The sequence below is a fragment of the Segeticoccus sp. genome (genome assembly GCF_035708005.1).
Map to the genome: position 1 here is coordinate 17412 of NZ_DASSTI010000100.1, position 13809 is coordinate 31220.

11 protein-coding genes are annotated in these 13809 nt (G+C 73.2%); 10 read left to right on the forward strand and 1 reads right to left on the reverse strand.

The window, feature by feature from the left end; translation table 11 throughout:
• Positions 1-54 precede the first annotated feature (54 nt).
• The 10 genes from VFL99_RS10195 (at position 55) to VFL99_RS10240 (ending at position 12063) form a co-directional block, all read left to right on the forward strand.
• On the forward strand, positions 55-1617 hold the full coding sequence (locus tag VFL99_RS10195) for a phytoene desaturase family protein (protein WP_325106241.1): 1563 nt from the start codon (positions 55-57) through the stop codon (positions 1615-1617).
• Between the two features lie 60 nt (positions 1618-1677).
• Positions 1678-3015: a type I glutamate--ammonia ligase gene (glnA, locus tag VFL99_RS10200; protein ID WP_325106242.1), complete on the forward strand. Its 1338-nt coding sequence runs from the start codon at positions 1678-1680 to the stop codon at positions 3013-3015.
• A 2-nt stretch (positions 3016-3017) separates the two neighbouring features.
• Positions 3018-6008 carry a bifunctional [glutamine synthetase] adenylyltransferase/[glutamine synthetase]-adenylyl-L-tyrosine phosphorylase gene (locus tag VFL99_RS10205; RefSeq protein WP_325106243.1) on the forward strand — a complete coding sequence of 997 codons (2991 nt, stop codon included), beginning with the start codon at positions 3018-3020 and terminating at the stop codon, positions 6006-6008.
• 112 nt (positions 6009-6120) lie between these two features.
• Positions 6121-7479, forward strand: coding sequence for a histidinol dehydrogenase (hisD, locus tag VFL99_RS10210; RefSeq protein ID WP_325106244.1), 1359 nt, complete (start codon positions 6121-6123; stop codon positions 7477-7479).
• Positions 7476-8630, forward strand: coding sequence for a histidinol-phosphate transaminase (locus VFL99_RS10215; RefSeq protein ID WP_325106245.1), 1155 nt, complete (start codon positions 7476-7478; stop codon positions 8628-8630). The genes hisD and VFL99_RS10215 overlap by 4 nt, the downstream gene beginning before the upstream one ends.
• Positions 8627-9283, forward strand: coding sequence for an imidazoleglycerol-phosphate dehydratase HisB (gene hisB, locus VFL99_RS10220; protein WP_325106246.1), 657 nt, complete (start codon positions 8627-8629; stop codon positions 9281-9283). Before VFL99_RS10215 ends, hisB begins: the two co-directional genes overlap by 4 nt.
• Positions 9284-9913, forward strand: coding sequence for a hypothetical protein (locus VFL99_RS10225; RefSeq protein ID WP_325106247.1), 630 nt, complete (start codon positions 9284-9286; stop codon positions 9911-9913).
• Positions 9910-10584 (forward strand): imidazole glycerol phosphate synthase subunit HisH, encoded by a 675-nt coding sequence (gene hisH, locus VFL99_RS10230; protein ID WP_325106248.1) that lies wholly within the window; start codon positions 9910-9912, stop codon positions 10582-10584. The genes VFL99_RS10225 and hisH overlap by 4 nt, the downstream gene beginning before the upstream one ends.
• Positions 10577-11314, forward strand: a complete 738-nt coding sequence (gene priA / locus VFL99_RS10235; RefSeq protein WP_325106249.1) for a bifunctional 1-(5-phosphoribosyl)-5-((5-phosphoribosylamino)methylideneamino)imidazole-4-carboxamide isomerase/phosphoribosylanthranilate isomerase PriA — start codon at positions 10577-10579, stop codon at positions 11312-11314. The genes hisH and priA overlap by 8 nt, the downstream gene beginning before the upstream one ends.
• Positions 11311-12063, forward strand: coding sequence for an SseB family protein (locus VFL99_RS10240; RefSeq protein ID WP_325106250.1), 753 nt, complete (start codon positions 11311-11313; stop codon positions 12061-12063). Before priA ends, VFL99_RS10240 begins: the two co-directional genes overlap by 4 nt.
• Positions 12064-12232: 169 nt before the next feature.
• Here the strand turns inward: VFL99_RS10240 and VFL99_RS10245 are convergent, their stop codons facing one another.
• Entirely contained in the window at positions 12233-13741 is a 1509-nt protein-coding gene (locus VFL99_RS10245; protein WP_325106251.1) for a catalase, read from the reverse strand.
• Between the last annotated feature and the right edge of the window lie 68 nt (positions 13742-13809).

Here is a 13809-nt window from a genome sequence, read left to right on the forward strand (position 1 = left end):
CGGGGCCGCTGACCGGCACGGGCCGCCCTCGGCTGACCTCGTAGGGTCAGGCCTGTGACGGCATACGACGACATCGTTCTGGGGGCCGGGCACAACGGCCTCACCGCGGCGGCCTACCTCGCCCGGGCCGGCCGGCGCGTCCTGGTCCTCGAGCAGGCCGACCACGTCGGTGGCGCGGCGGTGAGCGCCTCGCCCTTCCCGGGGGTCGACGCCCGCCTGTCCCGCTACAGCTACCTGGTCTCGCTGCTGCCACGGCAGGTCATCGAGGAGCTGGACCTGGACCTGCGGCTCGTGCGCCGCCGGTACTCCTCGTTCACGCCAGTGGCCGGGGATCCCGGGCGCGGGCTGCTCGTCGACAACGGCGACGCGGAGGCGACGGCTCGCTCCTTCCGTCGGGTCACCGGCAGCGATGCGGATCACCAAGCGTGGCAACGCTTCTACGACCGTATGACGTCCCTCGCCGAGCGCGTGTTCCCCACCGTCCTCGAGCCGCTGCGCAGCGCCAAGGAGGTCCGTGACCTGGTCGGGGACGACGAGCTGTGGGAGGCAGTGGTCGAGCGGCCACTGGGGGAGGTGCTGCGCTCCACGTTCGGCGACGACACGGTCCGCGGCACCGTGGCGACCGACGGGCTGATCGGCACCTTCGCCGACCTCGACGACGACCGCCTGCGGCAGAACGTGTGCTTCCTCTACCACCTCATCGGTGGCGGCACCGGTGACTGGGACGTGCCGGTCGGCGGCATGGGGGCGGTCTCGGAGGCGTTGGCGCGCAAGGCCGCTGCGGCCGGCGCCGAGCTCCGCACGGGGGCCACCGTGGTGTCGGTGGACCCGGCCGGCACGGTGGTCTGGCAGGAGGACGGCCGGCAGCGGGACGCCACCGGGCAGTCCGTGCTCGCGGCGCTCGCCCCGGCCACCCTCAACACCCTGCTCGAGCGCGCCGGCGCCCAGCCGCTGCCCACCGAGGAGGCGCCCGAGGGCGCGCAGCTGAAGGTCAACCTGCTGCTGTCGCGGTTGCCGCGGCTCAAGGACCGCTCGGTCGACCCGGCGGCCGCCTTCTCCGGGACCTTCCACCTGAACGAGTCGTTCGCACAGCTGCAGGAGGCGCAGCGGGTCGCGGAACAGGGCCGGTTGCCCGAGCTGCTGCCGTGCGAGATCTACTGCCACACCCTGTCGGACCGCTCCATCCTCGGGCCGGCACTCGCCGCGACGGAGGCGCAGACGCTCACCGTGTTCGGCCTGCACACCCCGGCACGGCTCTTCCGGCAGGACAACGAGGCGCGTCGGGAGCAGGCGTTGCGGGCGACGCTGGCGTCGATCAACAGCGCCCTCGACGAGCCGATCGAGGACGTCCTCCTCCGCGACGCGGACGGCAACCCCTGCCTGGAGGTGCGCTCCCCGGTGGACCTCGAGGGCGACGTCGGCCTCCCCGGCGGCAACATCTTCCACCGGTCGCTGCAGTGGCCCTGGGCCGAGGCCGAGTCCGAGGTGGGCACCTGGGGCGTGGAGACGGCACACGAGCGGGTGCTGCTGTCCGCGGCCGGTGCCCGCCGCGGCGGCGGGGTGAGCGGCATCCCCGGCCACAACGCCGCCCGGGCCGTGCTGCAGCGACAGCGCTAGCCGGCGGGACACGACCGGCGGCCCGCACCGGCACCCGACGCGATGAGGCAGGATCGGCACATGGATCGTCAGCAGGAGTTCGTGCTCCGGACCATCGAGGAACGCGACATCCGGTTCGTGCGGCTGTGGTTCACCGACGTGCTGGGCACCCTGAAGTCGGTGGCTGTCGCGCCGGCCGAGCTGGAGGGAGCCTTCGCCGAGGGGATCGGCTTCGACGGCAGCGCGATCGAGGGGTTCGCCCGGGTCTTCGAGGCGGACATGCTGGTCCGTCCGGACGCCGGCACCTTCCAGCTGCTTCCCTGGCGCGGTGACAACCCGGGCACCGCGCGGATGTTCTGCGACATCGTGATGCCCGACGGCACCCCCAGCTTCGCCGACAGCCGGCACGTGCTGCAGCGGGCACTGTCGCACGCGGCCGACCTCGGGTTCGCCTTCTACACCCACCCCGAGATCGAGTTCTTCCTCTTCGAGCTCGGCACCGAGCCGGGGCGCCGCCCGGTGCCGGTGGACCAGGCCGGCTACTTCGACCACGTGCCGCACGGCACCGGCCACGACTTCCGCCGCGCGGCGATCACCATGCTCGAGAGCATGGGCATCTCGGTCGAGTTCAGCCACCACGAGGGGGCACCGGGGCAGAACGAGATCGACCTGCGCTATGCCGACGCGCTGACCACGGCGGACAACATCATGACCTTCCGCACGGTGATCAAGGAGGTGGCGCTCGAGCAGGACATCTTCGCCTCCTTCATGCCGAAACCCCTGGCGGATGAACCCGGTTCGGGCATGCACACCCACCTGTCCCTGTTCGAGGGGGACCGCAACGCGTTCCACGAGGCCGGCGCTCCCTACAAGCTGAGCAAGGTCGGCCGGCAGTTCATCGCGGGGCTGCTGCGGCACGCGCCGGAGATCTCGGCGGTGACCAACCAGTGGGTCAACTCCTACAAGCGGCTCTGGGGCGGCGGTGAGGCGCCGGCGCACATCTGCTGGGGTCACAACAACCGCAGCGCGATGGTGCGGGTGCCGATGTACAAGCCGTTCAAGGGGCAGAGCACCCGCATCGAGGTGCGCACCCTGGACTCCGCGTGCAATCCCTACCTCGCGTATGCCGTGCTCCTTGCCGCGGGTCTGAAGGGGATCGAGGAGGGCTACGACCTGCCGCCGGAGGCCGAGGACGACGTCTGGTCACTCACCGAGGGGGAGCGCCGGGCCATGGGCATCGATCCGCTGCCGCTGTCGTTGCACGAGGCCCTGGTCAACATGGAGCGCAGCGAGCTCGTCGCTGAGACGCTGGGGGAGCACGTCTTCGACTTCTTCCTGCGCAACAAGCGCCGGGAGTGGGACGACTACCGCGGCCAGGTCACCCCGTTCGAGCTCGAGCGCTACCTGCGCAGCCTCTGACCGTGCCGACGTCCGCGCAGGTGACGGCGGGCACGCTCGCCCGGCACGGGTTCTCCGACGCCCGCAGCGCACTCAAGCGCTGGGACGAGCTGACGTCTGCCGCACCGGACCTGGCCACCGACCGCCTGCTGGGCCGGTTGTCCGCCGTGGCCGACCCCGACCTCGCCCTGCTCACCCTGGTCCGGCTGGAGGAGGCGCTGCTCGACGGCGGCCACGACGCGGTCCGGGCCGAGCTCGCCGAGGCCCTCAGCGTGGACGAGCTCACCACCCGTCGCCTGCTCGCCGTGCTCGGCGCCAGCGGGGCCCTGGGCGACCACCTCGTGCGCCACCCGGAGCACTGGCGCCGGCTGCGTGACGCGCGCCCCCGCTCGCCCGAGGAGCGCCGCCACGCGCTGGTTGCGACGGTGACCGGTGACGCCGACGGTGCCGGCACGGCATACGACCGGCTGCGCATCGGCTACCGCGAGCAGCTGCTGGGCATCGCGGCACTGGACCTCACGGCGGAGGACCCGGTCGCCACCATGCCGGAGACCGCCGCCGCTCTCGCCGACCTCGCGTCCGCGGCCCTGGCCGCCGCCCTGGAGATCGCCCGGACGGAGGCGGACGGCGACGCCGCGCTGTGCCGGCTGGCGATCATCGGGATGGGCAAGTGCGGGGGCCGGGAGCTCAACTACGTCAGCGATGTCGACGTCCTGTTCGTCGCCGAGCCGGCGGAGGGAGCCGACGAGGACGAGGCGATCTCGGTGGCCACCCAGCTGGCGACGGCGCTGATGCGCGCCTGCTCCGCCTCGACCGGAGAGGGGGCCCTGTGGGCGGTCGACGCGGCGCTGCGCCCCGAGGGACGCGACGGCCCGCTCGTGCGCACCCTCGCCAGCCACCGGCACTACTACGAGCGGTGGGCCAAGACCTGGGAGTTCCAGGCGCTGCTCAAGGCGCGCGTCGTCGCCGGGGACGAGCAGCTCGGGGCGGCGTGGCTCGACACGGTGCGCCCGCTGGTGTGGAGCGCCGCCAGCCGCGAGCACTTCGTCGTCGACGTCCAGGCCATGCGGCGCCGGGTCGAGGAGCACGTGCCGCCGGCCGAGGCCGAGCGCCAGCTCAAGCTGGGCCGGGGTGGTCTGCGCGACATCGAGTTCAGCGTGCAGCTGCTGCAGCTGGTGCACGGACGCTCGGACGAGACGCTGCGCTCGGGCACCACCCTCGACGCGCTGGCGGCCCTGTCGGACGGCGGGTACGTCGGCAGGGACGACGCCGCGGTGCTGGACCACGCCTACCGGTGGTTGCGCTCACTGGAGCACCGCATCCAGCTGCACCGCATGCGGCGCACGCACCTCGTGCCGACCGGGGAGGAGGACCTGCGCCGGCTGGGCCGCTCGCTCGGGCACCGCACCGACCCGGCCAGCTGGGTGACCGCCGAGTGGCGCCGGCAGGCGCGGGAGGTGCGCCGGCTGCATGAGCGGCTCTTCTACCGGCCGCTGCTCGAGGCCGTCGCCGGACTGAGCACCGACGAGGTGCGGCTGTCGCCGGAAGCGGCACGAGAACGCCTGTCCGCCTTGGGTTTTCGCGACCCCGCCGGAGCCATGCGGCACCTGGAGTCGCTCACGACCGGGCTCAGCCGGCGCGCGGCGATCCAGCGCACCCTGCTGCCGGTCATGCTCGGCTGGTTCGCCGACGAGGCCGACCCGGACGCCGGGCTGCTGGCGTTCCGCCGGCTCAGTGACGCGCTCGGGACGACGCACTGGTACCTCAAGATGCTGCGCGACGAGGGCCGTGCCGCGGAGCGCCTCGCGCACGTCCTCGCCAGCAGCCGGTATGCCGGTGACCTCCTGTTGCGTGCCCCCGAGTCGGTGGCCCTGCTGGGCGCCGACCGCGGCCTGGAACCGCGCGACCGGGACGCGCTGCTGCGCACCATGCGGGCCGCGGCGGGCCGGCAGGCCGACCTGGCCGCGTCGGTGGAGGCGGTCCGTGTGCTGCGCCGACAGGAGCTGCTGCGCATCGCGATCGCCGACATCGTCGACGGGCTGGGCGTGCCCGGTGTCGCCGAGGCGCTGACCGCGCTGACCGAGGCGACGCTGCAGGCGGTGCTCGAGGCCGTGACCGCGGCGGTGGAGGCCGAGACCGGGGACGCGCTCGGCACGCGGCTGGCCGTGATCGGCATGGGCCGCCTCGGCGGTGGCGAGCTCGGCTACGCCAGCGACGCCGACGTGCTCTTCGTCCACGAGCCCCTCCCTGGGGCGGACCCGCAGCGGGCGCAGCAGCAGGCCACCTCGATCGCCCAGGAGCTCACCAAGCTGCTCAAGGGCAGCGGCCCCGACCCGGCGCTCGTCGTCGACGCCGACCTGCGCCCGGAGGGCCGGCAGGGACCGATCATCCGGACGCTGGACTCCTACCGCGCCTACTACGACCGCTGGTCGTCCCCGTGGGAGGCCCAGGCGCTCCTGCGCGCCCGCCCGGTCGCCGGCGACGACACGCTGGGCGCCGCCTTCGCACGACTCATCGACCCGTTGCGCTGGCCCGCCGGGGGCCTGTCCGCCGAGGCGCTGCGCGAGGTGCGCACCCTCAAGGCGCGGATGGAGGCCGAGCGGCTGCCCCGCGGCGCCGACCCCAAGACCCACTTCAAGCTCGGCCGCGGCGGGCTGTCCGACGTGGAGTGGACCGTGCAGCTGCTGCAGATGCAGCACGCGCACGAGGTGCCGGCGCTGCGCCGCACCGGCACGGTGCCGGCCCTGGAGGCCGCGGCGGCGGCCGGGCTGCTCACCGAGGACGACGCCCACGCCCTCATCGACGCCTGGCAGATGGTGGCGGCCCTGCGCAACGCCTCGGTGCTGTGGCGCGGCCGTCCGGTCGAGTCGCTGCCCAGCGACCTGCGCGATGCCGACGGGGTTGGCCGGCTGGTCGGGCGCCGCCCCCTGCACGGCTGGGAGCTCGACGAGGCCTACCGCCGGGTCGCACGGCGGGCCCGGCGGGTCATGGAGCGGACCTTCTACGGGCGCTGACCCGCCTGAACCACGCGGTCACCACCCCTGCGGACCGCCCGTGCGGCAGGGGAGCGGGCACCGGCGTGAGACGGGACGGAAGGTGAGCGGCCGGCATACCTAGACTGGGGGCGTGACCGCCCGGATCGACCTGCGAGGCCGCGCGCTCGAGACGCGCGACCTGCGGGAGACGCTGCCCCGTGCCGAGCTGGACGTGGAAGCTGCCCTGGCCGCGGTCCATCCCCTCATCGAGGACGTGCGCCTGCGGGGCGCCGCGGCCATCCGCGACCTGGGGGAGCGGTTCGACGGGGTGCGGCCCACGCAGATCCGCGTGCCGGCGCACGTGCTCGCCAGCGCCCTCGAGCAGCTCGACCCGGCTGTGCGCGCGGCGCTGGAGGAGTCGATCCGACGCGCTCGCGCGGTGCACGCCGACCAGCGGCGCACCGACGTCACGACCCACGTCGTCCCCGGCGGCACGGTCACCGAGCGGTGGGTGCCGGTGGGCCGGGTCGGCCTCTACGTCCCCGGGGGCCAGGCGGTCTACCCCAGCAGCGTGGTGATGAATGTCGTTCCGGCGCAGCTCGCCGAGGTGGGGTCACTGGCGGTCGCCAGCCCACCGCAACGCGACAACTCCGGGGTCTTCACCGGCTACCCGCACCCGACGATCCTCGCGGCGTGCGCGCTGCTCGGTGTCGAGGAGGTCCACACGGTCGGCGGCGCCCAGGCGATCGCGATGTTCGCCCACGGCGCCCGCGAGGACGGCCCGGAGGGCACCAACACCGGCGCTGTCGTCTGCGAGCCGGCCGACCTCGTGACCGGTCCCGGCAACGTGTGGGTGACCGCGGCCAAGCGGGCGCTCAAGGGCCTGATCGGCATCGACGCCGAGGCGGGACCGACCGAGATCGCGATCCTGGCCGACGACTCCGCCGACGCCGACCACCTCGCCTCCGACCTGATCAGCCAGGCCGAGCACGACGTGCTCGCCGCCTCCGTCCTCGTCACCGACAGCGAGCCGCTCGCCGCCGCGGTCGAGCAGGCCCTCGACCGCCGCGTCGCCGCCACGAAGCACACCGAGCGGATCCGCGCGGCGCTGAGCGGCCCACAGTCCGGGATCGTGCTCGTCGACAGCCTCGACGACGGGGTGCGCGTCGTGGACGCCTACGCCGCCGAGCACCTCGAGATCCAGACCCGCGACGCCGCCGCGGTCGCGGCCCGGATCCGCAACGCCGGCGCAATCTTCGTCGGCCCGTGGGCGCCGGTCAGCCTCGGCGACTACTGCGCCGGGTCCAACCACGTGCTGCCGACCGGCGGCTGCGCCTGCCACAGCAGCGGCCTGTCGGTGCAGTCCTTCCTGCGCGGGATCCACGTCGTGGACTACACCCGCGACGCGCTGCAGGACGTCGCCCACCACGTCGTCGCCCTCGCCCAGGCCGAGGACCTGCCGGCACACGGCGAGGCGGTCACCGCCCGGTTCGAGGACGGATCGGCGTGAGCCCCGCCGAGGGGGGCGGCCGCGACGACGCGACCGTGGGGGAGCTGCTGCGCCCGGACCTGCGCGGCTCCACCCCGTACGGCGCCCCACAGCTCGACGTGCCGGTCGCCCTGAACACCAACGAGAACGCGTATGCCGTCCCGCAGGTCGTCGTCGACGCGGTCGTCGAGGCGGTGGCCGGGGTGGCGCAGGAGCTGAACCGCTACCCCGACCGCGAGTTCACCCGGCTGCGCCGCATGCTGGCCAGCTACCTCACCACGGTGACCGGCGTCGCGGTCGGCGAGGCCCAGGTGTGGGCCGGCAACGGCTCCAACGAGGTGCTGCTGCACCTGCTCCAGGCCTTCGGCGGCCCGGGACGGCGGGCACTCGGCTTCACCCCGGCATACTCCATGCACCCCGTGATCACCCGCACCGTCGGCACCCAGTGGGTGGACGGCCTGCGCGGGGTGCAGGGACAGGGCGAGTTCGACCTCGACGCCGACTCGGCGGTGCGGCAGGTGCTGCAGCACGACCCGCAGCTGGTGTTCCTGTGCTCGCCGAACAACCCGACGGGCACGGCCGTCGGCCTCGACGTGGTGGAGGCCGTCTACGAGGCGGCGCCCCGGGCGCTGGTGGTCGTCGACGAGGCCTACGCGGAGTTCGCCCGGCCGGGCACGCCCAGCGCGCTGACGCTGCTGGAGGGCCGCGAGCGGCTCGTCGTGACGCGCACGATGAGCAAGGCGTTCGCGCTCGCCGGCACCCGGCTCGGCTACCTTGCCGCGGCCCCGGCCGTGACCGACGCCCTGCGGCTGGTCCGCATGCCCTACCACCTGTCGGCGCCGACGCAGGCGATCGCCTGCGCCGCGCTGGACCACGTCGACGCGCTGCTGGCGACGGTCGAGCAGATCAAGGCCCAGCGCGACCGGATCGTCGACGAGCTCACCGAACTCGGCTTCCGACCTGTGCCGAGCGACGCCAACTTCGTCCTGTTCGGTGGTGTCGCCGACGAGACGGCACTGTGGACCGCCCTGCTCGACCACGGCGTGCTGGTGCGCGACGTCGGTCTGCGGCACCATCTGCGGGTGACGGCCGGTACCCCGGAGGAGACCGGTACCTTCCTGGCGGCGCTGCGCGCGCTGACCCCGACCCACCTGCAGGAGCAGCCAGCATGAGTCTCGACGACGACGTGAGGGCCCGGCCCGCCACGAGCGACGGCACGGCCCGCGCCCACCGCACCGCGACGCTGCACCGGACCACCACGGAGAGCTCGGTGCGCCTGTCGCTCGACCTCGACGGCACCGGGGCCGCCGAGGTGAGCACAGGGGTGCCGTTCTACGACCACATGCTGGCCTCGCTGGCCAAGCACAGCCTCATCGACCTGCAGGTCGATGCCAGCGGCGACGTCGAGGTCGACGCGCACCACACCGTGGAGGACGTGGCGATCGTGCTCGGCGACGCGTTCCGCGAGGCCCTCGGCGACAAGCGGGGGATCAGCCGGTTCGGTGACGCGACGGTGCCCCTGGACGAGGCGCTGGTGCAGGCCGTGGTCGACGTGGCCGGCCGGCCGTACGTCGTGCACACCGGAGAGCCCGACGGTCAGGTCTACGCGCTCATCGGCGGGAACTACGCCGGCTCGCTGACCCGGCACGTGCTCGAGAGCTTCGCCCACCACGCCGGTATCGCCCTGCACGTGCGGGTGCTGTCCGGGCGGGACCCGCACCACCTGGTGGAGGCCCAGTTCAAGGCGGTGGCTCGTGCGCTGCGCGCGGCGGTGGCCCCCGATCCCCGCGTCGCCGGGGTGCCCAGCACCAAGGGCGCCCTCTGAGTGGTCACCGCCGCCTCACGTCGCTCGCACGGTCTGCTGCTCAGCCGCGGCCCGGCGGTGACCGTCACCTCGTGGGCTCGCCGCGGAGTCGTCCCGGTGCGGGTGCACGAGCTGGAGCCGTGGGTCGCCGTCGTGCCCGACGGACCCTCGGCCGCACGACCGCCGTATGACGAGTCGTTGCGGGTCCTCGCGGCGCGCCCGGTGGCCTCGCGGATGCGGCCGTCGGTCGGCTGCTTCGTGATCGACCGGGCCGCCGTGGTCACGGTCCACCCGCCCGGCTGGCGACCGGTCCAGCGGTGGGTGCTGTGGCACCCGGACCACGGCGTCGCCCGCGTGCCCGACCTGCCCCTGGCCCGACCGGGGGACATCGCCCGTGCCGTCGGCGCCCCTGCGCGGACCACCGAGGGGGTGGTCCGGGACGCGTTGCGGACCCCCGCCCCCGACGCGCTCACCCTGCTGGAGGGTCTGATGGAGGTGCTGCGGCTGCCCGGGTTCCGGCTGCTCGCCGCCGCACGCGGCGCCGCGGCGGTCGGCACGCTCGTCGAGCCGGAGCCGCGGCACGTGGACCGGTTCGAGCGGACCGTGCACCACGAGGCGTTCATGCGGGCGGAGCTGGAGGACCGACTGTGACCCACTGCGACGTGGTCGTCCTGGACTACGGCAGCGGGAACCTGCGCTCGGCGGTGCGGATGCTCGAGCGGGTGGGGGCGCACGTCGAGCTCACCGCGGACCCCGACCGAGCGCTGGCCGCGGAGGGGCTGTTCGTGCCCGGGGTGGGTAACTTCCACGCGTGCCTGCGTGGGCTGCGGGCGGTCGACGGACCGCGGCTGGTCGCCGAGCGGTTGGCCGCCGGCCGGCCGGTCATGGGGATCTGTGTCGGGATGCAGGTGCTCTTCGCCGGGTCCGACGAGCCGAACGAGGACGGTGCCGAGCCCGGCCTGGCGGTGTGGCCGGCCCGGGTCGAGCGGCTCGCCGCGCCGGTGGTGCCCCACATGGGGTGGTCCCGAGTGCAGGTGCCGGAGGGTTCCCGCCTGTTCGCCGGCGTGGCCGCGGAGCACTTCTACTTCGTCCACTCCTACGCCGCGCGGCACTGGCCCTCGCCGCCGCCGGGCGCCTGCGTCAGCTGGGCCGACCACGGGGGGCCGTTCGTGGCCGCCGTCGAGGACGGCCCGTTGTGGGCGACCCAGTTCCACCCGGAGAAGTCGGGCGATGCGGGCGCGCGGCTCCTCGAGAACTGGGTGCGGTCACTGCAGCCGGCCCGCGAACCGACCACCTCAGCTGAGAGAGGACACGATGACTGACAAGCCGAGGCTGGAGCTGCTGCCGGCCGTGGACGTCGCCGACGGGCAGGCAGTGCAACTGGTGCAGGGTGTCGCCGGCAGCGGCGGCCAGTTCGGCGATCCGCTTGCGGCGGCGCTGAATTGGCAGGAGCAGGGTGCGGAGTGGTTGCACCTGGTCGACCTCGACGCGGCCTTCGGGCGCGGCTCGAACGCCGGGCTGCTCGCCGAGATCGTCGGCAAGCTCGACATCGCGGTGGAGCTGTCCGGCGGCATCCGCGACGAGGAGTCACTGCGGTCGGCGCTTGCGACCGGGTGCCGTCGGGTCAACGTCGGCACCGCCGCCCTGGAGGACCCGGAGTGGACCGCCGCCGCAATCGCCGAGCACGGGGACCGCGTCGCGGTCGGCCTCGACGTCCGCGGCACCACCTTGGCGGCACGTGGCTGGACCCGCGAGGGCGGCGACCTCTGGGAGACCCTCGCCCGCCTGGACCGGGAGGGCTGCTCCCGCTACGTCGTCACCGACGTCGCCAAGGACGGGATGCTCAAGGGCCCCAACCTCGAGCTGCTGCGGGCGGTGTGCGCGCGCACCGACCGTCCGGTCGTGGCCTCGGGCGGCGTGTCCACGGTGGCCGACCTGACCGCGATCCGTGAGCTGGTGCCGGACGGCGTCGAGGGAGCCATCATCGGCTCCGCCCTCTACCGCGGGGCGTTCACGCTGCCGCAGGCGCTCGAGGCGGCGGGACGGCCATGACGGGCCCCAGCGGCGCTGACGGCACTGACACTGCCGGGATCCCTTGGGAGGGCCGACAGCTCGGCGGAACCGGTTTCGACGGCGACACCGGAGCGGCCGATCCAGCGCTGCTCGAGGCGATCCGCAACCAGGACACGACGGGGGAGCGCCCACTGCTGGCGGCGATCGCCACCGCGAGGTGGCTGGTCCCGATCGTCGCCACCGCTGCGGAGACCACCACGGCGGCGGGCACCGGCACGACGGCGGAGAAGTCGACCGAGATGGCCGCCGTCACGCTCACCGCTCCCGACGGACAGCGCGCCCTGCCGATCTTCAGCGGGACGGACGCCCTGCACCAGTGGGACCCCTCCGCGCGACCCGTGCCGGTCACGGCTGCGCGGGCCGCTCAGGCCGCGGTGCAGGAGCGGTGCCAGGTGCTCGTGATCGACCCTCGTTCGGCACACGAGCGGGCGCTGCGGCCCAGCATGCTGTGGGCGCTGGCCATGGGCCGGGAGTGGTTGCCCGCCCACGAGGACCCCTTCGTCACCGACGCAGTGACGCGGGCGGTGGCGGAGGAGCCGGACGTGGTCACCTGTCGCAACGAGCCGGGGGAGCCCGTCGGCACCCTGCGCGTGGTGTTGCACCTGCGCCCCGGGCTCAGTCCCAAGCAGCTCGAGGGCCTGGTCACCCGCCTCGGTGAACGCATCGCCCTCGACGGCGAGACCCGCGCCCGCATCGACGGCATCGCCTTCTCCGTGCGCCCCGCCTGAGGACTGCCCGCCGACCCGGCCTGCCCCAGTGAGCGCGCGGTGCGCTCTTCGCGCCAGCCGTCCGTGCCCCCTGCCCACAGACACAGGTATGCCGTGCCTCAACGGTGAGGCACGGCATACCTGCTCGCGCGGTGCGGGTCAGCGGCAGTGGACCGCCCGCGAATCGGGGTCAGCTCTCGCCCATGCCCTCGGCGGGCTCCGCGACGGACTGCTTGCCCGTCACCTTGGACTCGATCTGCTTGCCGACCTCGGCGTCGATGTTCTTCCAGTAGTCCAGCGCGCGCTGGAGCACCTCGTCGCGGACCCCGCCCAGCAGCGAGCCGCTGACCTGGTCGACCAGGCGCTGCCGCTGTCCGTCGTCCATGACCTCGCGCACGAGCGCGCCCGGCTGGCCGAAGTCGTCGTCCTCGGAGTGCAACTGGTAGGCGCTGCGCACCAGGTCGCCGTCGACCTCCCAGCTGGTGTCGGTGGCGCCGGTCTGGTCGGACCAGCCACGACCGTAGCTGTTCGGGGCGTAGACCGGGGCGTTGCCACTGTGCTCGAAGGCCATCTGGCCGTCGAACATGTAGGTGTTGACCTCGATCCCGTGACGCGGCCGGTTCACCGGGAGTTGGTGGAAGTTCGTGCCGATCCGGTTGCGCTGCGCGTCGTGGTAGGCGAAGGCACGGCCCAGCAGCATCTTGTCGGGGGACAGGCCGATGCCGGGGACGAGGTTGCCCGGGGAGAACGCCGCCTGCTCGATCTCGGCGAAGAAGTTCTCCGGGTTCTTGTTCAGGGTCATCGTGCCGACCTTGATGAGCGGGTAGTCCGCGTGCGGCCACACCTTGGTCAGGTCGAACGGGTTGAACCGGTAGTCCTTGGCGTCCGCGTACGGCATGACCTGCACGTAGACGGTCCAGCTGGGGTGGTCACCCTTCGCGATGGACTCGAACAGGTCGCGACGGTGGAAGTCGGCGTCCTCGCCGGCCATCGCCGCAGCCTCGGCGTTGGTGAAGAACTCCATGCCCTGGTTGGTCCTGAAGTGGTACTTCACCCAGAACTTCTCACCGCCGGCGTTGACCCACATGAACGTGTGCGAGCCGTACCCCTCCATGTGCCGCCAGGTGCGCGGCAGGCCACGGTCGCCCATGACGTAGGTGACCTGGTGGGCCGACTCCGGGTTGAGGGTCCAGAAGTCCCACTGCATGTTGTTGTCCCGCAGACCGGAGTCGGGCAGGCGCTTCTGGCTGCGGATGAAGTGCGGGAACTTCATCGGGTCGCGCAGGAAGAAGATCGGCGTGTTGTTGCCGACGATGTCGTAGTTGCCCTCGGTCGTGTAGAACTTCATCGAGAAGCCCCGCACGTCACGCCAGGTGTCGGGGCTGCCCATCTCGCCGGCCACCGTCGAGAAGCGCAGCAGCATCTCGGTGCTCGCGCCCTTCTGGAACAGCGCCGCCTTGGTGTACTGCGAGAGGTCCTCGGTCACCTCGAGCACGCCGAACGCGCCGGCACCCTTGGCGTGGGGCTGGCGCTCCGGCACCTTCTCGCGGTTGAAGTGGGCCATCTGCTCCAGGAAGTGCACGTCGTGGAGCAGGATCGGCCCGTTCGAGCCGACGCTCAGCGAATTGCGGTCGCTCGGTGCGGGCGCGCCGCCACCCGTGGTGGATCCCGTCGCCGGGAGGTTGGTCTGCTGCGTCATCTGCTCTTCTCCGATCTGTGAAACTCACACTGTTGCGGTTCGGGCAGGGGAGGTGTGCCCGACGGCCA

Excerpts from the sequence above, each read along its gene's own strand:
- priA (WP_325106249.1), top strand. The coding sequence starts at position 10,577 with ATGACTGACAAGCCGAGGCTGGAGCTGCTGCCGGCCGTGGACGTCGCC.
- glnA (WP_325106242.1), top strand. The coding sequence starts at position 1,678 with ATGGATCGTCAGCAGGAGTTCGTGCTCCGGACCATCGAGGAACGCGAC.
- VFL99_RS10240 (WP_325106250.1), top strand. The coding sequence starts at position 11,311 with ATGACGGGCCCCAGCGGCGCTGACGGCACTGACACTGCCGGGATCCCT.
- VFL99_RS10245 (WP_325106251.1), bottom strand. The coding sequence starts at position 13,741 with ATGACGCAGCAGACCAACCTCCCGGCGACGGGATCCACCACGGGTGGC.
- hisB (WP_325106246.1), top strand. The coding sequence starts at position 8,627 with ATGAGTCTCGACGACGACGTGAGGGCCCGGCCCGCCACGAGCGACGGC.